The sequence below is a fragment of the Synechococcales cyanobacterium T60_A2020_003 genome (assembly GCA_015272205.1).
In the GTDB taxonomy this organism is placed as follows: Bacteria; Cyanobacteriota; Cyanobacteriia; order RECH01; family RECH01; genus JACYMB01.
In genome coordinates this window covers 1-21,215 of sequence record JACYMB010000040.1, presented here as the reverse complement: position 1 = coordinate 21,215, position 21,215 = coordinate 1, and the positions used below count along the sequence as shown (strand labels likewise).

Genomic DNA, 21,215 nt, shown 5'->3' with positions numbered 1-21,215 from the left:
GCCCTAATTGATGGCAGCGACCGCAATCAGTTCTGGATCTTGGAATAGGGGAGTACTGAGGTATCGTTCCCCAAAACTGGGCTGCACCATCACAATGAGCTTGTCGCGATTCTCTGAACGGCGTCCGACTCGAATGGCTGCCGCCAGGGCAGCACCGCTGGAAATCCCTGATAATAGCCCTTCTTCACGCGCTAATCTCCGGCCAAAGGCGATCGCCTCATCGTCTTCAATCGTAATTACTTCATCAATCAGATCCACCTGAAGCACCTCTGGCACAAACCCCGCACCGATTCCCTGAATTTTGTGGGGGCCAGGATTTCCACCCGACAGCACCGGACTATTGGCTGGCTCAACGGCAATCGTCTGGAAGGTTGGCTTCCGTTCCTTGATCACTTCCGATACACCTGTAAGGGTTCCGCCTGTACCGACCCCAGCCACCAGGAAATCAATCTGTCCAGCGGTGTCCTCCCAAATTTCCAACGCGGTGGTTTCTCGATGAATCTTGGGATTGGCCGGATTTCGAAATTGTTGCAGCATGTAGGCATCCGGCAGGGACTCGACAATTTGCTGGGCGCGACGAATGCAGCCTGCCATCCCTTCCACGCCGGGGGTTAGCTCTAGCTCAGCGCCGTAGGCTCGCAGCATTGCCCGCCGCTCCGAACTCATCGTTTCTGGCATGGTCAGGATTAGGCGATATCCCTTCGCTGCCGAGGCCATCGCCAGGGCAATTCCGGTATTCCCAGAGGTTGGCTCTACTAAAACTGTCTGACCCGGCGTAATCAGTCCGTCCCGCTCGGCCGTTTCAATCATGCTGATCCCAATGCGATCCTTCACGGATGCGGAGGGATTCATGCCTTCAAGCTTCACGACAATCTGGGCAACGCACCCCTCCGATTGAGGAATGCGATTGAGTTGAACCATCGGTGTCCGACCAATGAGTTTCGTAATATTTTGAGCAATTCGCATAGGAGGAGTGATTAATTAGAGGATTCGTGATCGGGTCTTTGGACGTAGTGTTCCGAGCATACTGCCCTAGATTGGGCGATCGCCATTAATTTCCTATTAAATGTAGTACATGATATTCACCTGACGGCGCGCATCTCGTTTCTCTGCAAGGTCTTGTAACGTATGTTGATGGAGAACGGATTCCGCCGCTTGACGAGAGGCTTGCCAGACATCGTGAATAACCTGACTCTCCGCTGTCTTGGGCTGCACCTTAGAACTCGGTTTTTGGGTGTCTAGACCTTCGATACAGCAAACCACCTCCCAGAGGGTAATCTTCCAGGGATCGCGAGCCAGCAAATAACCACCCTTCGCGCCACGCTGACTGCGCACAATTCCCGCCCGACGAAGGGTTGCGAGCAATTGCTCCAGATAGCGATCCGGAATATTTTGGTCAGCAGCAATCTGACGAATTTGCTGGGGTGTACCGCTGCTGTGATGGGTGGCGAGTTCAAGAAGCGCTAACAGGGCGTATTCGGTTTTGCACGAGAGTTCCACAAGCAATAGGAATCAAATGGGGTGAGTAAGCTGGCAAAGTTGCCATAGGTTTAGTATACCCCGGTTCTCCAGTGGGGTTTACAGGAATTCTAAAGTGCTGCCCTGTGAAGTCGCTAGATATCTGAAGGATTAAGGCAAGAAGCGATAATCGCCCATTCGATCTGAGCTAGACGGTTTTGCATCTGCTGACCTGATCCTCCAAGATATGGAGCCGTGGAGCACTGCGCTATCTGTGCGGGTCGAGGATAACTTTGGATTCGGAGAAGGAAATTTTTTCGATTAAGTATTTTTTGATTTGAGAATTGCATCCAGTAATGGATCGGCACCAAACCGGATGGCATCTGTACAGGGCAGCCCGGTTTCAGCTTCGACTTGGGCGATCGCCTCTTTGGCCGCTGCCTCCGATAATCCAAAGGTATTCAGAGCGATCCCCGCCACAGGTGCAGGCGCAAAGGAACCTCCTGCCGTAGCTACAGTTTCATAGACCTGAATCACCTCAGGCAACGGCGGGATCGGCACATGGTCAAAGTTGTAAATATGGGTCTGTCCGGCTCGATGCACCAGGATCAAATGGGTCGGCTGACTCCCCCGCATCAAGGGCAGCGTCGCTGTCGAGGCCGGATTCATGAAGGAACCCTGTCCCTCCACAAACACCATGTCCTGCCCCTCACTGTTTTCCATCAGAATTTTTTCAACCGCACCAGAGGCAAAATCGATCCGCACTGCATCCAGCGGAATACCCGGATGCCCCAGCATGAGTCCGGTTTGTCCCGTGGCTAGGAACGTTGCCTTCAGCCCTCGCCGCTGCGCTGCGCTGTAAAGTTCAAGCCCGGTAGACATCTTGCCCACGGACATATCGGTTCCCACCGCCAGTACTCGCAAACAGGGCAATTCTCGCGCCTTACCGCTACCGACGCCTAACCCTTTCGGTTCTTGGCGCACATCCCAAATCCACTGATTCTCTCGGAGGAGCGATCGCAGGTCGGGATCCTTCGCCATTGGCGTATGCAGTCCGTTCACCACCGAAAGTCCCGATGCAACAGCCATTTTCACCTCTTGCCACCAGGGATCGGGCAACGCTCCTCCAGAGGGGGCAATACCAATAGCGAGAACGTTCGGTTCGTAGGCAAGGGCATCCGCAACCGAGGCCACAATCGGAACTGGTCGGGGAATGCCCGTCAAGGCTTCAACGGATTGCCCCACCGATTCCGCATCGATCACCGCTACGATTGGGATCTCGCTGTAGCGCAGCATGGAAATCCCAGTTTTGCCGCGTGCGTTTTGCAAACCGTCGTGTAGTAATAGGGCAATGCGATGATTAGGGGTTAGATGCACGGTTGACTCCCAGTCCTGGTTGTTCGTTGGGTATTAATCGTCCATTGTGCAGGGTTGCTCCCTGGAACGGATCGTTCGTCAAGTTCAGATGACTATCTAAATCGAGATGGTGGGCAAAGGGAGCCAGATGCGCCGCCGCTGTATTGGATAGGGACGTGTCTGAATAGCAGCCAAACATAATCTGCAATCCCCACGCTTGAGCCGCATGCACCATCCGCAGGGCTTCCGACAGTCCGCCCGCCTTCATTAATTTAATATTGATGCCGTGAACGCGATCGCTCAACTGCGCCACATCACGACTGGTATAACAGCTTTCATCGACAAAAATGGGCAGGGGCGACTGATGGTAGAGCGATCGCAACCCCTCTTCATGCCCTGCCGCTAGCGGTTGTTCGAGATAGGTCACCCCCTGCTCGGCAAGCCAGTGACTCATGCGAATCGCATCCTCCACGCTCCATCCCCCATTGGCATCCACGCTAACTTTGACCTGGGTCGGAGTGTCTTGACGCACGGCTAGAAACATCGCTTGATCCGCCTCAATTCCCGCCGGACTGCCCAGCTTAATCTTGACGGCCTGCGGTTCAAACACGTCACGCCAAAGGCGGAGGCGATGTTGAGCAGCTTCGGGTGTGCTGATGCCAATGGTGACCGAGGTCGGTACGATCTGCTGGCGATCGCCCCCCCACAACTGCCACAGCGGTAATCCTGCCCGCTTCCCCACCCAATCGTGGAGCGCCATATCTAGGGCAGCTTGCGCGGCAGAGGGTAACGCCACTTTCTGGATCAGCGCATCAATCTGCTGACGATCTAGGGGCGACACGGGCGCTAGGAGCGGGGCGAGGTGGTCGAGGGCTTGGGTCAAATCCTCAATGGTTTGTGCGCGGTGCCCGGTGGAAAAGGCCGTCCCCTCACCCCAGCCTTCAATCCCATCCTCTAAGACCCGCACCCAAATATTTTCAGACTCTGCATAGGTGCCGCGACTGATGGTTAAGGGCACACGCTTATGAACCGTAAAACGATGAATGTGGAGTTGCATCAATGGTCGAAGTCAAATTAATATCCAAATTTCTATTAGTATCCAGATCCAGGCTGTTGGATACCATAACTATAAAGTAGGCTTAGATAGGCTGAGAAACGATAGAGTAGTTAGCAGTTCTTAGACATCAATAGGATTTAGGCAGGAGTGGACGACGTTCAATCGAAACGCTTGGAAGAAATCGTTAGACAAATTGGCGAGGCGGTTATTGCCACCACAGAGACTGTTGAGCGCCTAGCAACTCGGGTTGACTCACTCGCGCATCAGGTACAGCAGCAAGGCTATCAAATTTTTGCCTTGAGTGACTCGGTGCAAACCCTCGCCGAGAACCAAGACAATGCTCTGGCACACGTAGCTCAACTGACCGATGCCCTCCGCCGATTGGTAGCAACTATTGACGATTCAGACGAGTTGTAGCTACAAGCGCACAGCGTTTCTTTGGCAAAGTTGCCCCTGACATTGAGAGGGATCACACCCCATCGTGATTGAAGGTGAATCATAAACGCTAATATTTATGCACACTTTTATAGGTTTGGAAATCTGCACGCAAGGGAAATAGCGCTATGGCATTGGCTGAGGAACTGAGAGAAACCTGGCGATCGCGACTAGAGTCGGATTGTGCAGCGCACTCCAGCACCGATCGGGAAAGTATTATCGCCTGGCTGTTGGGTTCAGACCTAGAACGATACGACGAGATGACGCCAGAACAGCTTGGCATTGCCCGACAAGCCATAGATTATCGTTATCGCATCTTGCTGCAGCGCTACTTAGGAGCTCATCCCGATCAAGCCTACCGCAAGCTGCTGCAACGATTGGGTAGCCTTTTCCTGATTCGCAGCAAAATTCGCACCTGGGTATCATTATCACGCGATCGCAGCCAAACGGTCATGGACGTGCTGCAAGAGGTGATTCAAGAGCTGATGCAAAGTGATACCTATATGCGCCAGCAAATGACCTGGATCGCGGAATGCACCCAAAATCCACGCCTCCGGAATATTCTCATGCTAGCCAGCGTGGAGGAATACTGCTTGCGCCCCATTCGCAATCAGCCCTTGCTGGTTTATCGCTTTGTGAACTATCTCCGACGATCGCAGCGGGGCGGCATGACCCAGGTACCCGCTGGGGATTTAATTCGGCTCGTGTCCGAAGAAATTACGCCGGATGACTCCGAAAATCCGGTTAGCTTGCTGGATAATCAGGCGATCGCCGATCACCAAGACCGCGAAGCATCGGAAGAACAGCAGCTCATGCGGGAACAGGTACGCAAAGAGTTTTCCCAGTATCTCGAAAAGGAGGTGGAACCCCTAGCCGCCCAATGGCTAAATCTCTATCTGGAAGGGCACTCTCAAGATGCGATCGCCACGATGCTGGACGTGCCGATCAAACAAATTTATCGTCTCCGGGAGAAGGTCAGCTATCACGCCATCCGTGTATTCAGTCTTAAGACGCAGCCAGACATGGTCGCGGCTTGGCTCGGTGTTTCCCTTCGCGACCATAACCTGGGTCTCACCCCTGAGCAATGGACTAGGTTCTGGGATGATCTGACGACTGAACAGCAACGTCTGCTCAATCGTCTTAAGGACGGGCACACCGCTGACATGATTGCGAAGGAATTAAACCTTAAGACAAGCTACATCTTGGGAGAATGGAGTAAGCTTTACTTGGCAGCTCAAAGTATCCGCAGTGGAGCGTAGCGTTCACGCCGATTCTATTCTCTACGCCCCTTCCCTTTAATCCAACCCGGGATCGGCTTAGACTGAGCTATCCCAGTCATAGTGTGATCGTAGCCGATCGCCCATCTTTACTCACCCGATCAACCGCATTCTGCTTCACAGAAACTATCCTCCATCATGACCCTACCATGTCGTTTTCTTCCAGCGATCGCCCTAACCCAGCCTTAACGCCTATCTATAAGAACGTTCTGTCTCAGTTTGAGGGAAATCTAGCCAGGCGCTTAAATGTGGAGCAGATGTTCTTACTTATTGATGGGCTAATGCCGTTTGAAGCCTGTCTCTATCACCAGGTTCTGCCGCTGTATGCTGAAGGAAGTCGGCTTCATTTAGGCATGGTCAGCGCTACTGATGTTGCGGCCACCGATTACGTACGCCGCATGATTTCCTACGTCAACTATTCCTTAGTCGTTGAACCCATTTCCTCAGCCGCGCTGCAAACTGCTTTGTCAGCCTATCTCAACTACGTCAGTGCCAAACGGCCAGAGACGCCGATCCCGTTGACAGGCTCAGAAGGCCATCCCCCCCCTACCGGTTCTAACGATTGGTCGAATTCAACGCCCTCCACCGATCAGGGCGATCGCCAAACCTTGATTCTGGATGAAACAAGTTTGCGCCAGTTTCAAGAGGGGCTACAGGATTCTCAGTCCTTTCCCAGCGCCGATGTTCATCCCCTTTCTTCTCCAGATACACCTCCTCCCCAGACAGAAACAATTGTTCCAGAACTGAGTTCCCCGCCTCCGCCTCTAACCTCCAAGCCAACGATTGACCCCAAACAGCGTTTCTCAAACAGAGCAGCGCCAGAGCCAACGCCTCACCACATCAATCCCAACGCGCCAAAGGGATACACCACTCCTGCGGCCATGCCCCCTCTCATTCAATCCTCAGTTCCGGTACTATCCCTCCAAGCTCATCACCGCAACGAAGCTATTGAAGAGATCGGACAACGCCTCAGCCCTAGTATTTTGCTTCAAGAACTCCTCGTGCGTGTGCTTGAAACCGGAATCGGGCGACTCTACATCGAACAACAGAAACGTTTGGGACGAGTCTTGTGGAGCGAAAACGGAGTTCTAAAAGCCGTTGTCGATCAATTAAAACCCGACTACTGTCAATCCCTGATCAACGAGTTAAAGCGTCTTGTTCACGTTCCCCTACGACCAATTGAGACGCCCCAACAAACGGAAGTCGAGCGCATCTACGGAAACGAACATATTCTATTGCGATGTCGCTTTATGCGCGGCGTCCACGGCGAAGAAGCAACGCTTCTAGTCCTCCGGGGGGCCGCCCTTCGTTTCTATGAACAAAAGCAAATTGATCGCTTGGGTGATGATGCACTCATACTAGCCCACAAGCTTAATACGAAACTCGCGGAAATTCGAAGCCGAGCAAACGTAGAACCTAAGTCTGTACGAGGAAGTATTAATAAACTCCTCGACCTCCAAAAAGCATTAGACCAGATTTCAGACCAGCTCCACGATTTACAAACCATTACCGACGAAGAATCCTAGAACTCGAACTCGAGAGCACTCATCCACCCCTTGTCCCTTGCTATCTCTTCTGTTGCTATACAACCTCAGGTGCGCTTGCCAGAATCAATCTCTTGGCTAATTACTTATCCTTACTCTGTCGCTTTCGGTCTCCCGCCTCTTGCCATGCGCCCCGCAGACGGCCAAGGTTCGTCTGAAACTCTGAGACCCCCAAAACGCTACCCGGATCAGCCTCATCCCATGAGGCCGACAGCGCGCCATAACTCAAGCCAATTACCCCTAAGCCAAAAAAGCCTAAGCTAACCAGCAAAACGGCCGTGTGGGGGAGCGTAAAGAGTTCACGTGTGGTAACAAAGTAGCTCACAAAGAATGTTGAGATGCCTAAAAACGTTGGCACACCACAAAATGTGGCCATGCGTTTCAGCATCCTTCGATTGACTACCTCAGGAATATCAGAGGTCACAGACGATGATGGGGAGGACACAGCCTTAGAGCGAGGGGATGCAGTCGGAGCCGTCGCTTTCCGGACTGCCTGAGTTGCTTTTTTGCGCTTTGGCTCAAACGGTAAAAAGATACGCTCAGAGGGAGCTTCCTTTTTTGCGGAATCACCCTCTGGTGCCTTCTTCTTCGGCGTTTCTTCTGACGACATGGAATGTGAGTACCAGTACTATTAGCCGCGAATGCCTAAACGCTCAATCAACGCACGATAGCGCTGCTGATCTTGCTTAGAAATGTAGCTTAGCAAACGTTTGCGCTGACCAATGATCTTCAGCAATCCTCGACGAGACGAGTGATCTTTCTTATTGCTTCGCAAATGCTCGCTCAAGCGATTAATACGCTCAGTTAACATTGCAACCTGCACATCTGCAGACCCGGTGTCTGTATCGTGCCGCTGGTATTCGGAAATAATTTCGTGTTTACGCTCTTGCAGCAAAGCCATGGACGTTACTTACTTTTTTAGCCCGTAATTCACAATAGAGTAATCTATATTATCATAGCTCTAAGCTCCATGAGTCGGAAAATTTCGTGTCAAACGCTCATGATAGTGAAAGGCGTACTTGCGGGAACCCTGAATAAAGCGCTGAGTTTTTCTAGCGTGGAGTTTTGTCTGGCAGCCAAAGCTAACTACAGCTCAGGCACAGGGGTTGAGCCCCTCCTCCAGAGGAAAGCCTCTGGGTGCCGTTAATATGGTGAGCAACAGCAAGCAACTATTGGTTACTGTTCGAGCTCAACTAGCGTGCCTAACGTGGTCAGTTAGCACATTGTCTAGACTTGGTATCCAAAATAATAGTGGCCAGGGTGAGCGATCGCCCATCTGTGATTTTCTAGCTCTTCATTAATTCTGAAGCGTCCTATGACAGAAGCACAACGTCCGCCTAAACCCATGGGAATGCCCCCCGTTCCTCCCCCCCCTGCTCGTCCACCCGTCGGAAATTCTGCGGATGCCACTGAGCAGCTATCACCGCAAACGCTGCCAATGCCTCCCGGTGCCACTGCTCCGATGGGATCAGCACCACCACGGCCCCCTGCAGCTCAGCGGACTGCGCCACCTGCGGCCAATCGGCCACCCACCGCCCCGCCGCCTGCGGGTGTTCCTTCCGGCCCACCCCGCGTTGGTGCCCCTGCCGCGCCGCCCCCAATCCGCAGTACAGCCACCCGGAACAAGCCGAGTGCTGGTTCACCGACCCTAGCCCAGTTAGTGAAAGAAGCCTTTGATAAAGGGTTTTCCGATATTCACGTGGGCGTTAACGAAATCCCACGATTCCGCAACCGGGGTGAAATTGAAACGACGGAATATCCAGCTACAGATGAGCCAACTTTCTTCAGTTGGTTAGAAGAAGTGCTGCCCGATAAGGACATTCAATATTTCAAAGACCATCTGGACTTTGACGGTGCCGCCCAGTACGACTTTGCCCGGGTGCGGATTAATATCTTTGACACCTTGCGCGGCCCTGCCATGGTGATGCGACTGATTCCGCTCAAGATTTTGACGATGGAAGAACTCAATCTTCCTCCGGTCTTCAAGGATATTTGCCACTATCACAAAGGTTTGATTTTGGTGACTGGACCCACGGGTTCGGGCAAGTCCACCACAATGGCGGCGATGATTGACTACATCAATAAGGAGATGCCGAAGCACATCATCACCATTGAGGATCCGGTGGAATTCGTTCACCAAAGTCGGCGATCGCTCATTAAGCAGCGCGAAGTCGGGTTACATACCCTCAAGTTTGATAATGCACTTAAGGCATCCCTGCGGGAAGATCCAGATATCATCCTCGTGGGTGAAATGCGTGACCGAGAAACCGTCAATACGGCTCTGAAGGCTGCTCAAACAGGTCACTTAGTGATTGGAACCTTGCACACCAACAGTGCGGTTAAAACCATTGAGCGGATTTTAGGTCTATATGAACCCGCTGAGCAAGAGCCAATGCGACTGGCGATCGCAGAATCCTTAGTTGCGGTTATTGCCCAGGGCTTGTGTCGTACGACCGACGGCAAGCGGGCAGCCTTCCACGAAATCATGATCAACACTGATGCCATTCGTGACTTTATCCGCCGCGGCGAGGTGGATGAAATCGATGCGATTATCCCGAACTGTAACTTCGATGGCATGGTGACCATGAACCAGTCCCTGTATAAGCTGTACGAAGCAGGTCGAATTACGGAAGAAACGGCATTGGAAATGTCACCCAAAACCAACGAAATGTCTCAGATCCTGCGGGGTCGAGTGTAGTGCCCCCAGGGTTTGATGTGCCAAATCCTCACCAATCCTTTAGGGGGATCGCGTTATTCACGCCCGGTGGGGATCTGGCCTATTGCATTGATCCACATAAATCCTATCGATGGCATCTTCAACTTTGTGTGGCATTTCAAGAGGCGCTGGAGCTTTCAGAGCCTCCTCACTTTTTAGTCTCTTGTTACACTGCCACTCTAGACTACGTGATCGACTCCCACGCCCAGACTCGCCACATTTTTGCAGAAGCCTGTCCCAGGGTTATCCAATATCAATCACTTCTGAATGCCGTGTTTGGCATGGAGAATTTGGTGTGGAACATTGCATCCAATGATCCAGATGTTTGTGATTTAAGTGTCTTACAGTCTCACAGGCAACAGTTTCCAGAACTATGGGATACCCATGACCTCATTATTCCCGTAGACGCTGCAATGCCCAGTCAACACCGACTTTTACCGTTGGCGATCGCTCCTACATCCGTCGAATCCCAGGGATGCGTTCTGCGCCTCTTTGTTGCAGGAAACAGCGCCACGACTGAAAAAGCACTCAAAACTCTCTATGAAGTCTTAAAACATGACTTACAGCAGCCCTATACGCTCAAAGTCATTGACGTTCAGCGGCATCCAGAACAAGCCGAATATCATCAAATCAGCGCAACACCTACTCTAATGCGAGTTTGGCCACTGCCTGTAAAGCGCATTGTTGGGAGATTAGATGATCTTGAAAAGCTTCGTCAAACCCTCGACCTTTAGAACTGAAATACTTCGCAAACATTCTAAGAGTGGAAGACTCTGAAGCTTAAACTTTGATGTCATTCAGTTGATCCCCGCTGTTTAAATCGATATCTTAGATACATGAAGCACATGCTTCAACTGGCAGATTAAACAGCCAAAACCAAACGTTAACTAGGTGAAAGAGGTAAAGATAGCTGTTTTACTTAAATCTGTCTCGTTTAACCACAGCAGCATCCACAAAAGACGCTGATATTTCCTAAGCTAAAGAACTGAGAGGTTAATGGAAATCGCCGCTGATCGAAGTTCAGAGGTTATTTCAAAAGGATTTTCACACCTCTATTTAAGATTGAAAATAGCAGGAAATTGTTCAGAGTTGATTAGTTTGGATGCTGTTGTCATTTTAAACAATTCGTTTACTGGTCTTGAGAGCTTCTCCAAGCCAATGCTCACACCTTATCGTTGTGAAAAATCGTTTACGCGAGATTGATGAATTGCAATAATATTAAGTTTTCCTTTTAAGTTTTCAAGCGAGCCGAGCGGAATTAAATAATCAAAGTAAGGCTGGTAAGTGTATAGAACATATTCGTTTTTAATCAAAAACTCTGCCACTGGTAAGTTCGTCTTATGGATCGCGCCAGCTATATTTTCATAAAGAATATTGGGTCTAAACTGGGTCAGTAAAGAATGGCTACCCTCTAGAACCTGAATTTCGTGTCCTTCAGCATCAATTTTGAGCCAGTCTAAGCGTGTTAACTGCTCTTTTTCAACTAACTCATCTAGCGTAAAGCACTGGACTTCTTCAAATTGGACTGAGGGATTCGCATCATCGGCAATGATTTGATTGAGTTCACTTGCTTTATCTAAGCCAAGCCGAGCTTTGCCAGAGCGATTACTAGCTGCACCTGGGCAGATATGCACCCAATCCAGTTGATTAACACGACGTGTTTCTTGCAACCGATGCACACAAGCTGAAAACGGTTCAACAGCAAAAACTTTGCCTGTGCTTCCGACTTGTTTTGCTGCACTAAAAGTATAGATTCCCACGTTAGCACCAACATCAATTACAACCATGCCCGGTTGCAGATGATGTCGCCAAAACGTTAATTCATCTTCAAACCAGTCTCCTTGGGCTAACACCACGGACGTGACAATACTATTGAGACTAGATTCAACCGCAAGCTGAAGACCATCAAACGGTACGTAGGTAAAGGATGACTCTAAAGATTGTTGATTTACCCAGTACCACTCTGGACTGTTGGAGTTGGTTTGCATAAGCATCTGCTGAGTATGCATCAGCCAACGCTCAGCTACGTCACGACTTCCGATATCTAAGCATGCTAGAAATAGGGTTTGCAGAACAGCGACATTATTAGGATTTAAAGTATGAGCCTGGTGCAGATAGTGTAATCCCTCCAGTTGATTTTGATAGAAGCTCGCAATCCCCAAACGCATCTTTAGGATGCTGGATTGAAGTGTAAGGTGTCCAAGTAGATGTAGGGTTCGTAATCCATTCGGCGTGTAGAAGGCAAGGTTAGCATCGCAGAGGGTGGCTGCTAGAATTAATGTGGCTTGTTCTAGACCATTTCGAGCTTGATACACAGCGTGTAAAATCTCGCCAGTTTCAATCGCACCTATCCCCGTTTTTCGAGGTAGATAGATCAGACCCAAGGGAGGATGAGGTGCAGATGGATTGCTTTGCAAGAAAGACTGGATTAATCCTGTATAGGCACTTTGCCCTGATGCGCTGCGATCGCCCACCATTTTTTCCATAATCGCTAAGTGGGCATTGCACAATGGGTAGCCTCCAACTCTAGCACCCGACTGAAAGGCTTCAAGGGCAGTCTGGAAATAGAGTTCCTTCATGGATAGATCATCTGCTTGATCCGCTTCAATCAACGCCATGACGCCAAAATCATTCAGTTCGACCGCCGTTTCAGGTTCGGCGCAGTCAAAGGTTGAGATTTGACTAAGGGCGGAATCAAAGGCAGTACTGAAATCTTCAGGGGATAGATGGAGACATCGATGTTGAAGGTACTCGCGGTAGAGAGCCGATGAACTTGAATTCATGATTGACAGAGAAGATTAGGCGGCATGAAAAAGGACAAATACATCCCTGTTCTATAGCTTTTTGACCGTATAAATCCTATTTGTAAACAGATAGAAATTTGCTGTCACATCATGTCATAACCGGGACGCTAATGTTGGGACGGTTAGACTCATAAAGGATTAGGCGATCGCCCTCTCAACACCTCAACCGCAATCCTGCCCGCATAGTCAGGAATCGGAGCCGCAGGTTTACTCACCCGCACCTGAACTTGGTCTAGCCGTTCATCCTTGGATAGGATGGCTTGGGCGATCGCCTCTGCCAGCGCTTCAATTAAGGCGAACGTACTAGTTTTGACTAATGAAATGACCGTATCAATCGTTTTACGGTAGTCATGGGTGTCGTGGATGCGATCGCTCTTTCCAGCTTTTGATAGATCAATCCACAGCGTCACATCGACCTCAAACCACTGTCCCAAGACCTGCTCTTCAGGAATATAGCCGACATAGCCGTAGGCGCGAATTCCAGTTAGGTAAATGCGATCGTGCGTCATCCCTATTCGCCTGCAATCTGGATTACATCTTCGAGGGGAAGGCCCAGGATACGAGCCAACGAGGCAACCATCGTATGTTCGATTAGGGTATCTCCGTCATCAATCGCTTGCAATTTATCAGGCGATAGCCGATAGGAATCGCAGAACTGGACAAACTCCTTATCCGTCACACCTAACTCTTCCTGGCGATGGCGCAGAAGAAGGGCGATCGCAGGCGTTCCTATGCTGGGAGTCTTGGCACGTTCTAGATACTCCTTAAACAACATCTCCGTTGTCCCCAGTCGCCCATTGGAGCGGCGCACCAGTTCCTCGCACGCCAGTTTCAAGGCTCGACGGTAGCGCTTTTCGTCATTTAGCAAATCGACTAGGCGCAGCGCGTACTCAGGTTTCAAAAAGCCAACGGTTTCACCATCGAAGGTCAGCGGAACAAGCGTTGTATCGGTATTGCATTGCCACGGTAGCGGTTCGTGCGGTGGAACCATCCCTGAATCTCCCCGGTTAAAAATAGATACAGACTAGAGATCTCGGTGGGTAAAGGCTTTGGGTGCTGCACCTGTGTAGGTTGCGGCAATATGGCCATTGCCCACAAGATGATATTTGTAAGTCACCAATCCTTCTAGACCTACAGGGCCACGGGGGGGCATTTTTTGAGTGCTGATTCCCACTTCTGCCCCAAATCCGTAGCGAAAGCCATCGGCAAAGCGAGTGGAGCAGTTGTGAAAGACGCCCGCCGCGTCCACCTGACCCCGAAAAACGGTTGCGATCTCTGCGGATTCGGTAACGATCGCGTCCGTATGGCGAGAACCATAGGTGTTGATGTGGGCGATCGCCTCATGCAGCGAGTCCACCACTTTAATCGCCAAAATCAGATCGCTGTATTCCGTTGCCCAGTCTGCATCCGTTGCAGGCTGAACGCGATCGCCACCCAAAATCGCTAGAGTACGCTGATCTCCCCGCAACTCTACGCCCTTTGCCTCCAGAGCATCGGCAATCTGCGGCAACGCTTGAGGGGCGATCGCCTGATGAATCAATAGCGTTTCAATCGTGTTGCACGCAGAGGGATACTGGGTTTTCGCATCAACAGTAATGGGGACAGCCTTTGATAAATCCGCCGCTTCGTCAATATAAAGATGACAAATTCCGTCCGCGTGTCCCAACACCGGAATGCGAGTGTTTTCCTGCACGAACCGCACAAAGCTATTGGAACCACGGGGAATAATTAGATTTACATACTGATCGAGCCGCAACAGTTCTAGGGTTTCCTCACGAGTGGTCAGCAAATGAACGACGCTTGGATCAACGGCAGTTTTCGCTAAACCGGATTGAATCGCGTTGACCAATGCCTCGCAAGAGCGAACCGCTTCTTTACCCCCTTTCAAAATCACGCCATTTCCAGATTTCACTGCCAAGGACGCAATTTGCACCACGGCGTCGGGTCGCGCCTCAAAGATGACCCCCAAAACACCAAGGGGACAGGTGATCCGTTGCAGCACCAGTCCGGTATCCAATTCCCGATGAATCTGGATTTGCCCGAGGGGATCGGCTAATTTCTGCACATCCCGCACCCCTGCGATGACGCCTTGCAGCTTGCTTTCGTCTAGTTTCAAACGACCATAGAGGGCACTCGCTAAGCCTTCCGCCTGGGCAACCCGACAATCGTCTTGATTGGCGGCCAAAATGTCGGGGGCAGCGGCCTCCAATGCCTGGGCGATCGCCTCTAGGGCTTGGTTGCGCTGCTCAGCAGAGAAAAGCGCCAGATGGCGGGCGGCCTGTTGCGTTTGCTGAGCCGTTTCAATCAGCGATCGGGGTGCAACTTGGGAAGCAGTCATGGCAATCCTAAATCAAGACATCTCAGAGGAATTCGGTATTCCTCCAGATTACCAATTCAGTCCCAGGATCTGGCAAGAATTCGGCTGAGCTTGGAAATCTTAACTGTTCTGGGCGATACCGTTTCAAATCCCGCTATGATAACGGTTGTGGTAATCGTGGGTCAGGGAGTTTTCCTGCCAAGGGCGATCGCCACTCCATCAACTTGTCTCTTGCTCACCCTCACCGTTATTTAAGGATATGGGTCGTCAACGTTCCCTTCTGGTTGTCATTATTAGTTTTGTCGTTGCGGCGAGTCTACTGATTGTAATGCCCCTGCGCGATGGCGAGTCGCCTGTACCGTTAGGACTGGATCTCCAAGGGGGGACTCAGCTTACCTTACAAGTTAGCCCTACTCCTGAAGTTCCGGAAATTACGCCAGAGAAATTAGACTCGGTGCAGGAAGTCGTCAGCCGACGTATTAATGGATTGGGCGTGTCTGATGCCGTCGTGCAAACGGTTCCCAACAATAACCAGCTTTTGGTGCAGTTGCCAGGGGTTAGCGATCCGGAACAGGCTGAACGGGTTCTGGGTGAAACGGCTCAGCTCGATTTCCGGGCGCAGAAAGAAGGAACGTCGCTGCAAGTGTTGCAGGTGCTGATGCTGGAAAACGACCAGTTGCGGAATGATTTATCCTCCCTCACTGACCCAGAGGAAATTGCGAAAAAACAAGAGGAAATTCGTTCTAGCGATGAATCGATTGCCGCCTTGTTTGACAAAACCGGACTAACGGGAGAACGCCTCCGTAATGCCTATGCTGCGCCCATCAATCAAACTGCATGGGAAGTGGGGCTAGAGTTTGATGCTCAAGGGGGTGACCAGTTTGCAGCATTGTCGAAGAGTGTGGCTGGGACAGGTCGCACTATCGGGATCTTCCTCGACAATCAGTTGATTAGTGCGCCATCGGTAGATGTGAAGTTTGCCGAAACGGGGATTACTGGCGGACGAGCCAGCATCACCGGAGGATTCAATGCCGAATCTGCAAACGAACTGGCGATTCAGCTTCGAGGAGGAGCATTGCCCGTTCCCGTCGAAATCGTGGAGAATCGCACGGTGGGTGCAACCCTGGGACGAGATAGCATTCAGCGCAGTCTCTATGCCGGTGCTGGTGGTTTGGTTTTGGTGCTACTCTTCATGGTGGCCTACTATCGACTGCCAGGAATCATTGCCGACCTGTCGCTGCTGGTGTACGCACTGCTGACCTTTGCTACGTTTAGTCTGCTCGGCGTAACCCTGACTTTGCCGGGAATTGCCGGATTTATTCTGAGTATCGGCATGGCCGTGGATGCAAACGTCCTGATTTTTGAGCGGACTCGTGAGGAACTCCGTTCTGGGAAAACCCTGTATCGCTCAGTAGAATCTGGGTTCTATCGCGCATTCTCCAGTATTTTGGACAGTAACGTGACGACGCTGATTGCCTGTGCCGCCCTGTTCTTCTTCGGTACAGGTTTGGTGAAGGGCTTTGCCCTCACTCTGGCGATCGGGGTTGGCATTAGCATGTTCACCGCGATTACCTGTAGCCGCACCTTGCTTCTGTTTGCCCTCAGCTTCCCTAATCTCCGCAAACCGGAGCTATTTTGCCCGAACCTGAAGACCTCTGCCCTCTCTACAGAACCGAAGACAACCCTATGAAATTGAACGTTATCAAGCAGCGATCGCTCTGGTGGAGCGTTTCCCTAGCGGTTATTCTGAGTGGCATCGTCGCCATGATCATTTCATGGACTCAGATCGGCTCACCCCTTCGTCCCAGCATTGACTTTGTGGGCGGCACCCGTCTACAGCTTCAGTTGGATTGTTCCCAGGCGGGCTTGTGCGATCAGCCCATTAATATTGGCGAACTGCGAAGCGTGCTGACTTCTCAAGGTTTGGGTAATAGCAGCATTCAGTTGGTTGGAGACGGTGGCACCGCCGTTTCGATCCGCACCTCGGTGTTGAGCGTTGATGAGCGGACAACATTGCTGGATGCTCTCAACTCAGGTGTTGGGCCATTTGATCCCCAATCCACCCAAATTGATACGGTGGGGCCAACGGTAGGGCGGCAAATTTTTACCTCCGGCTTGCTGGCCTTGTTGATTTCCTTTGCTGGGATTACGGCCTATCTCACCATTCGGTTTCAGTTGGACTATGCCGCGTTTGCATTGGTGGCGCTGTTACACGACGTGCTGGTGACGATGGGTATCTTTGCGATCCTGGGTCTGGTGCTTCAGGTCGAGGTGGATAGCCTTTTCATCGTGGCGCTGCTCACCATCGTGGGTTTCTCGGTGAATGACACCGTGGTTATCTACGATCGCGTCCGGGAAACGATTAAGCTCAATCCGGGAATGGACATCGACACGGTGGTGGACGATGCGGTTAATCAAACTCTGACTCGTTCGATTAACACTACCTTGACAACGATCTTGAGTTTGGTCGCTATCTTCCTCTTTGGTGGCGAAACCCTCAAGTATTTTGCCTTGGCACTGATTATCGGGTTTATCGCTGGAGCCTATTCCAGTATCTTTATTGCGAGTACGTTGCTGGCTCTCTGGCGCGAACGTCAGCCTCAGCCTCAGCTTGAACTGGTAGAAGAGGAATCTGGGGCTGATACCGTTGAGGCGGAGGTGTCTCCTATTATTGAGGCGGAGTTTACGGGATTCGATGAGCCGGAACCGAATGACGAATAGCTAAAATCAGCATGCGGTTAAAGTTAGCGGGCAGGGCAGGGTTCAGCGATCGCCCCTGCACCGTCAAAATCAAGCTGCGTCAGCCCTCCGGCATCGTGGGTCGTAAAGCTCACTGTCACTCGGTTATGGGCAATGGCGATATCGGGATGGTGTCCAATGGTTTCCGCAGGTTCCACCAGTCGGTTTACAAAATCTACCGACTGCACAAAGTTCTCAAACTGAAACGTGCATTGCAGGGTTTGTCCGTCAGTCGTCCAGTTCGGTAGGGTTTGCAGATGTTCGGTTATTTCGGTAGGGGTGAGCAGTAGGGGTTGGGCGATCGCCCCTGATGCGATACTAAAACCCAACAGCCCTGTGATTAGACTTCGTGTGACCATTCCGTGAGGCATCGCACATTACTCCGAGAACCGCTATAGTTTTTGTAAAAATATGAACGAATGATAGATAACCTTGGGATCTCAAGAGGCTTGTTTTGTCATTTGGCATCTGATAGAAGCGGCGGCAAATAACTGTGGTAATGCTACCAAAACGCTCTCAACCCTTCGTTCCCTCAACTCAATGAGTTCTCTCAATCCTTAGTTTTCTCACCTACAGATCGGTTACCGAAAGTCTCCCTTCAACAGGTTCATACTCGTCTTCCAGTAACCAAGTCTGGGCTTCATCATAGGTTTCGCTGCTGAAAATCACTTTATAATTCTCGGTCGGATCGTGGACACGACAATGGCCTGCTGGGTCACCTAGCAACAATAGAACATAAGGAGGAGACAGCATTGGATCAATCCAGACTTCAACAAAACTCCAATCATTCTTGGCTGGGTCGAGTGCGGGGGATGATGTGGTATCGACTTTCTGCATCAATTTTTACCTCTCCATAGAATAGTGGAGTGCTTGAGCCATTCTCAGGATTGATTCGGTAACCAATCGCCTCAGCAAAATATAAGCCGTAACGCTCATATCCTCGAATGACCCCTGTAAACTCTCCTCTCTCAATAATTGCTTGAGCCACTCTTTCTATTGTGGCTGCATTATTGAACACGTGGGCAGCTCTACCTCGTCGCAGTAATTTTTGTACTTGTGGTGTTTCAGGTAGATGCTTTGCAGTATGTCTAGAATCTAAGATAATTTCACGATTAATGCCACTCATGAATCTGCCAAGTCGAGTTTCCTCATATCGTGGGTCTAATGTTCTCCTGCTTTATATCAAGTCTGCTGAAATGCTCACGAAAACCAACCCTGTTTTTGGCGCGGCGCAAGCGCCGCGCCAAAAACATATCATGGGTTTTTATCCCGGCATGATATTTAGACGGGTACAAATGACGGATTCACAATATGGATGCTGATAAGTAACTCTTCAACCACTGCTCCAGTCGCGAACTAGAGCACTGACCAGATTTTGGTTGAATGAACTGGTGTAGGGCTTGCCAAATTAAGATTTGGAATCGATCGTCCACAGCCAATCCTCCTCATACTGGGGCGTTAATGTTAGGTTTTGCGATTCCAGATCCCGCCTGAAGCGGGGGGTGGACTTGTATAGAAAAGTTGGATCGTACTCCTCCACTGGAATCGCTATATTTTTCGATCGGGTAATCAGTTGCAAATGCACATCCGGACGCAACAGATGGCTAAAAGACAGGATTGATCCCGGCAGTTCATTGGTGACTACCAGCGGATTCGGACTCTGATTCACGATCGCTGCCGTTGTCGGATTGTAGCGACTCTTGGCGTAGCTTTTGTGCCACCACACCGGAATTTGCGAACTCACCGCCATCGAAATCACGCCCAACGCCACAAAGGCAATCGCCCCAGTCCGCCAGCGTTTCCAGTTCGGTGCGGTTAGATCCGTGGTCAGGTGATGGGCAAACAGATAGGCGATCGCAATCTGTAAGCCAATGTAAGACGGAATCGCGTAGCGGGTAATGCTAGAGCGACGACCCCCCCAAATAATATCCGGCATCAGTAAGGCAAGTCCGGTAACACCCGCCAACGTCATCACAAAAATCCAGGCATGGCGCGGCCCGTGCTGGTACAGGTAATACAGCGCATAGATCGCTAGCCCAACCAGGATGTAGTGCAGCGGATTAATCGCGCTGGGTCCCTGGTTCAGGTCAAAAAAGACACGGCTCAAGTTCAATGCCCAAAACAGCGGCATCACCCCCTCCCGCTCTAAACCGACGGATTGGGTATTACTCACAAACTTTGAAAAGTGCTGGATGACAATCCAGAGCCACGGCAGAAACAAGAGCATACCCAACGCAGATGCTAGGAGGTAAGCTGTAAGTCGTTTTGTCCAGCGGAATCCATCGCTTGCTAACACATAAATGCCGTGGCTGATGGAGACAAATCCGGAAAAGGGATGGGTATACAGCCCTAGAGCTATCGTCACTCCGTACAGTCCCCATTCGCGAATGGTTTTGCGCCGCTCTGCCCAGAGTAGCGTGGCGCTAGAGAGCAAAATCGTCAGCGTCCATAAACTATACTCACGGGCTTCCTGGGAATATAGGACATGAAAAGGAGAAATTGCCATGATGGTGGCGATCGCCCATCCATACCTCCTCTCTCGAAACAGTTCCACCCCTAACCAGTAGGCACAGGGCAACACTAAAAGACCAAAAATCAGAGATAGTGCCCGAATCGTAGCAGTGGAATGGCCAAAGAGTTGCAGCCATCCCCGCACCATCAGGTAATACAGCGGCGAATGCTCTGGATGTTCCTTCAGGGCAGCCAGGGTATCATCCCAACCGTGGTCTACATTGGGAAACTGGTAGGTGGTCAGGAGGGCTTCCACCGTTGTGATATCGGCATCATAGGCATTTTGCACAATGGTTTCATTGGTGTTGCCCGATACGCGCAGCAGCGTCATGGTTTCGTCATACCAAAACACCTTGCGATCCAGGTTATACCCCCGAAAGAAGACGCCAAGGACTACCACAACAATGACAAACGTTCGTAGCCAGCGCGATCGCTGAGTCTTTAAATCCGTCACAACAACCGTTTCCCATCCATAATAAGCCTGCTGTTAGCGTAGAGGCTCTGGTACCCCAATTCAAGAGAGCCTTTGATATTGGCTAATACCAATTCTGAGTTTTGTTCGCGCAGCGTCTCCGCAGGAGAAATGCTCAGTTTTGAGTTATGAATGCGTTGCACCATCAGGGATGTCAGCCTTTCATCTGTAGCCGGAATTTTTGAAATTGGTACAACAGGATTCGGAAAAGTGCCAATGATTTCAATCATCCACATTGATGGAAGGCCATGTATTCTTTTGAGTTTCGTGTGGACGTCAGAAATCTATAGTTTTTTTCGGCTTTGTTGCATGATTAGAAAAACGGTCAGGTTCGCCTTGAGAGTGTCCTGGTATTAACCTTCAACCTTGTAGCTATCGGGTTTAGCGATCTGAATCATGCGGTTGAGCGCAACACATTTGATGAACAATTCCACGGCTTGATTGTCAAATTGACGTGCACTGAGATTGCCCCCAAAAATAGTCTTAAAGCGGAACATGGTAGTTTCAGCAATCGAACGACGATGATAGC

General features: G+C 50.7%; 23 protein-coding genes. 7 read left to right on the top strand and 16 right to left on the bottom strand.

What is annotated here, in order from left to right; all coding sequences use genetic code 11:
• Positions 1 to 3: 3 nt before the first annotated feature.
• The 4 genes from cysK to IGR76_02400 all read right to left on the bottom strand — a co-directional run bounded on the left by cysK (position 4) and on the right by IGR76_02400 (position 3,871).
• A complete protein-coding gene (gene cysK, locus IGR76_02415; GenBank protein ID MBF2077387.1) occupies positions 4 to 966 on the bottom strand; it encodes a cysteine synthase A in 963 nt (320 codons plus the stop codon).
• Between the two features lie 96 nt (positions 967 to 1,062).
• On the bottom strand, positions 1,063 to 1,500 hold the full coding sequence (locus IGR76_02410; protein ID MBF2077386.1) for an Rrf2 family transcriptional regulator: 438 nt from the start codon (positions 1,498 to 1,500) through the stop codon (positions 1,063 to 1,065).
• A 279-nt stretch (positions 1,501 to 1,779) separates the two neighbouring features.
• On the bottom strand, positions 1,780 to 2,754 hold the full coding sequence (locus IGR76_02405; protein MBF2077385.1) for a DUF1611 domain-containing protein: 975 nt from the start codon (positions 2,752 to 2,754) through the stop codon (positions 1,780 to 1,782).
• A gap of 64 nt (positions 2,755 to 2,818) precedes the next feature.
• On the bottom strand, positions 2,819 to 3,871 hold the full coding sequence (locus IGR76_02400; protein MBF2077384.1) for a dipeptide epimerase: 1,053 nt from the start codon (positions 3,869 to 3,871) through the stop codon (positions 2,819 to 2,821).
• A gap of 147 nt (positions 3,872 to 4,018) precedes the next feature.
• Between IGR76_02400 and IGR76_02395 the strand changes: the two genes are divergently transcribed.
• The 3 genes from IGR76_02395 to IGR76_02385 all read left to right on the top strand — a co-directional run bounded on the left by IGR76_02395 (position 4,019) and on the right by IGR76_02385 (position 7,109).
• A complete protein-coding gene (locus IGR76_02395) occupies positions 4,019 to 4,288 on the top strand; it encodes a hypothetical protein (protein MBF2077383.1) in 270 nt (89 codons plus the stop codon).
• 146 nt (positions 4,289 to 4,434) lie between these two features.
• On the top strand, positions 4,435 to 5,565 hold the full coding sequence (locus IGR76_02390; GenBank protein ID MBF2077382.1) for a HetZ-related protein 2: 1,131 nt from the start codon (positions 4,435 to 4,437) through the stop codon (positions 5,563 to 5,565).
• Positions 5,566 to 5,732: 167 nt separating this feature from the next.
• The gene (locus IGR76_02385; protein ID MBF2077381.1) at positions 5,733 to 7,109 is read left to right on the top strand and encodes a hypothetical protein; all 1,377 of its coding nucleotides are present in this window, start codon (positions 5,733 to 5,735) and stop codon (positions 7,107 to 7,109) included.
• Between the two features lie 100 nt (positions 7,110 to 7,209).
• Here the strand turns inward: IGR76_02385 and IGR76_02380 are convergent, their stop codons facing one another.
• Together IGR76_02380 and rpsO are read right to left on the bottom strand one after the other, a co-directional pair.
• Positions 7,210 to 7,737 (bottom strand): PAM68 family protein, encoded by a 528-nt coding sequence (locus IGR76_02380; protein MBF2077380.1) that lies wholly within the window; start codon positions 7,735 to 7,737, stop codon positions 7,210 to 7,212.
• A gap of 21 nt (positions 7,738 to 7,758) precedes the next feature.
• Positions 7,759 to 8,028: a 30S ribosomal protein S15 gene (gene rpsO, locus IGR76_02375; GenBank protein ID MBF2077379.1), complete on the bottom strand. Its 270-nt coding sequence runs from the start codon at positions 8,026 to 8,028 to the stop codon at positions 7,759 to 7,761.
• 414 nt (positions 8,029 to 8,442) lie between these two features.
• Between rpsO and IGR76_02370 the strand changes: the two genes are divergently transcribed.
• Together IGR76_02370 and IGR76_02365 are read left to right on the top strand one after the other, a co-directional pair.
• On the top strand, positions 8,443 to 9,825 hold the full coding sequence (locus IGR76_02370; GenBank protein ID MBF2077378.1) for a PilT/PilU family type 4a pilus ATPase: 1,383 nt from the start codon (positions 8,443 to 8,445) through the stop codon (positions 9,823 to 9,825).
• Positions 9,826 to 9,842: 17 nt separating this feature from the next.
• The gene (locus IGR76_02365; GenBank protein ID MBF2077377.1) at positions 9,843 to 10,577 is read left to right on the top strand and encodes a circadian clock KaiB family protein; all 735 of its coding nucleotides are present in this window, start codon (positions 9,843 to 9,845) and stop codon (positions 10,575 to 10,577) included.
• Positions 10,578 to 11,012: 435 nt separating this feature from the next.
• Here IGR76_02365 and IGR76_02360 read toward each other — a convergent pair whose 3' ends face one another.
• From IGR76_02360 to IGR76_02345, 4 genes are all read right to left on the bottom strand, one after another.
• Positions 11,013 to 12,626 carry an FkbM family methyltransferase gene (locus IGR76_02360; GenBank protein MBF2077376.1) on the bottom strand — a complete coding sequence of 538 codons (1,614 nt, stop codon included), beginning with the start codon at positions 12,624 to 12,626 and terminating at the stop codon, positions 11,013 to 11,015.
• Between the two features lie 149 nt (positions 12,627 to 12,775).
• The gene (folB, locus tag IGR76_02355) at positions 12,776 to 13,156 is read right to left on the bottom strand and encodes a dihydroneopterin aldolase (GenBank protein ID MBF2077375.1); all 381 of its coding nucleotides are present in this window, start codon (positions 13,154 to 13,156) and stop codon (positions 12,776 to 12,778) included.
• Positions 13,157 to 13,158: 2 nt separating this feature from the next.
• A complete protein-coding gene (locus IGR76_02350) occupies positions 13,159 to 13,638 on the bottom strand; it encodes a hypothetical protein (protein ID MBF2077374.1) in 480 nt (159 codons plus the stop codon).
• A gap of 33 nt (positions 13,639 to 13,671) precedes the next feature.
• Positions 13,672 to 14,985 carry a glutamate-5-semialdehyde dehydrogenase gene (locus tag IGR76_02345; GenBank protein ID MBF2077373.1) on the bottom strand — a complete coding sequence of 438 codons (1,314 nt, stop codon included), beginning with the start codon at positions 14,983 to 14,985 and terminating at the stop codon, positions 13,672 to 13,674.
• A 238-nt stretch (positions 14,986 to 15,223) separates the two neighbouring features.
• Between IGR76_02345 and secD the strand changes: the two genes are divergently transcribed.
• Together secD and secF are read left to right on the top strand one after the other, a co-directional pair.
• Positions 15,224 to 16,654: a protein translocase subunit SecD gene (gene secD / locus IGR76_02340; protein MBF2077372.1), complete on the top strand. Its 1,431-nt coding sequence runs from the start codon at positions 15,224 to 15,226 to the stop codon at positions 16,652 to 16,654.
• Entirely contained in the window at positions 16,651 to 17,685 is a 1,035-nt protein-coding gene (secF, locus tag IGR76_02335) for a protein translocase subunit SecF (protein ID MBF2077371.1), read from the top strand. Before secD ends, secF begins: the two co-directional genes overlap by 4 nt.
• Before the next feature lie 23 nt (positions 17,686 to 17,708).
• Here the strand turns inward: secF and IGR76_02330 are convergent, their stop codons facing one another.
• From IGR76_02330 to IGR76_02305, 6 genes are all read right to left on the bottom strand, one after another.
• Positions 17,709 to 18,005 (bottom strand): 4a-hydroxytetrahydrobiopterin dehydratase, encoded by a 297-nt coding sequence (locus tag IGR76_02330; protein ID MBF2077370.1) that lies wholly within the window; start codon positions 18,003 to 18,005, stop codon positions 17,709 to 17,711.
• Between the two features lie 268 nt (positions 18,006 to 18,273).
• The gene (locus IGR76_02325) at positions 18,274 to 18,540 is read right to left on the bottom strand and encodes a hypothetical protein (GenBank protein MBF2077369.1); all 267 of its coding nucleotides are present in this window, start codon (positions 18,538 to 18,540) and stop codon (positions 18,274 to 18,276) included.
• Positions 18,488 to 18,829 (bottom strand): hypothetical protein, encoded by a 342-nt coding sequence (locus tag IGR76_02320; protein MBF2077368.1) that lies wholly within the window; start codon positions 18,827 to 18,829, stop codon positions 18,488 to 18,490. The genes IGR76_02325 and IGR76_02320 overlap by 53 nt, the downstream gene beginning before the upstream one ends.
• A 282-nt stretch (positions 18,830 to 19,111) precedes the next feature.
• Positions 19,112 to 20,668 (bottom strand): glycosyltransferase family 39 protein, encoded by a 1,557-nt coding sequence (locus tag IGR76_02315; GenBank protein MBF2077367.1) that lies wholly within the window; start codon positions 20,666 to 20,668, stop codon positions 19,112 to 19,114.
• Positions 20,665 to 20,916 (bottom strand): hypothetical protein, encoded by a 252-nt coding sequence (locus tag IGR76_02310; protein ID MBF2077366.1) that lies wholly within the window; start codon positions 20,914 to 20,916, stop codon positions 20,665 to 20,667. The genes IGR76_02315 and IGR76_02310 overlap by 4 nt, the downstream gene beginning before the upstream one ends.
• Positions 20,917 to 21,039: 123 nt before the next feature.
• Positions 21,040 to 21,215: IS5/IS1182 family transposase (locus tag IGR76_02305; protein ID MBF2077365.1), on the bottom strand; the 176-nt coding region annotated here is incomplete at its 5' end.

Coding starts and splice junctions, on each gene's coding strand:
- IGR76_02380 (MBF2077380.1), bottom strand. CDS start 7,737: ATGTCGTCAGAAGAAACGCCGAAGAAGAAGGCACCAGAGGGTGATTCC.
- IGR76_02350 (MBF2077374.1), bottom strand. CDS start 13,638: ATGGTTCCACCGCACGAACCGCTACCGTGGCAATGCAATACCGATACA.
- folB (MBF2077375.1), bottom strand. CDS start 13,156: ATGACGCACGATCGCATTTACCTAACTGGAATTCGCGCCTACGGCTAT.
- IGR76_02400 (MBF2077384.1), bottom strand. CDS start 3,871: ATGCAACTCCACATTCATCGTTTTACGGTTCATAAGCGTGTGCCCTTA.
- IGR76_02385 (MBF2077381.1), top strand. CDS start 5,733: ATGTCGTTTTCTTCCAGCGATCGCCCTAACCCAGCCTTAACGCCTATC.
- IGR76_02360 (MBF2077376.1), bottom strand. CDS start 12,626: ATGAATTCAAGTTCATCGGCTCTCTACCGCGAGTACCTTCAACATCGA.
- IGR76_02310 (MBF2077366.1), bottom strand. CDS start 20,916: ATGATTGAAATCATTGGCACTTTTCCGAATCCTGTTGTACCAATTTCA.
- IGR76_02390 (MBF2077382.1), top strand. CDS start 4,435: ATGGCATTGGCTGAGGAACTGAGAGAAACCTGGCGATCGCGACTAGAG.
- secF (MBF2077371.1), top strand. CDS start 16,651: ATGAAATTGAACGTTATCAAGCAGCGATCGCTCTGGTGGAGCGTTTCC.
- IGR76_02325 (MBF2077369.1), bottom strand. CDS start 18,540: ATGCAGAAAGTCGATACCACATCATCCCCCGCACTCGACCCAGCCAAG.
- secD (MBF2077372.1), top strand. CDS start 15,224: ATGGGTCGTCAACGTTCCCTTCTGGTTGTCATTATTAGTTTTGTCGTT.
- IGR76_02345 (MBF2077373.1), bottom strand. CDS start 14,985: ATGACTGCTTCCCAAGTTGCACCCCGATCGCTGATTGAAACGGCTCAG.
- IGR76_02405 (MBF2077385.1), bottom strand. CDS start 2,754: ATGCTGCGCTACAGCGAGATCCCAATCGTAGCGGTGATCGATGCGGAA.
- cysK (MBF2077387.1), bottom strand. CDS start 966: ATGCGAATTGCTCAAAATATTACGAAACTCATTGGTCGGACACCGATG.
- IGR76_02320 (MBF2077368.1), bottom strand. CDS start 18,829: ATGAGTGGCATTAATCGTGAAATTATCTTAGATTCTAGACATACTGCA.
- rpsO (MBF2077379.1), bottom strand. CDS start 8,028: ATGGCTTTGCTGCAAGAGCGTAAACACGAAATTATTTCCGAATACCAG.
- IGR76_02370 (MBF2077378.1), top strand. CDS start 8,443: ATGACAGAAGCACAACGTCCGCCTAAACCCATGGGAATGCCCCCCGTT.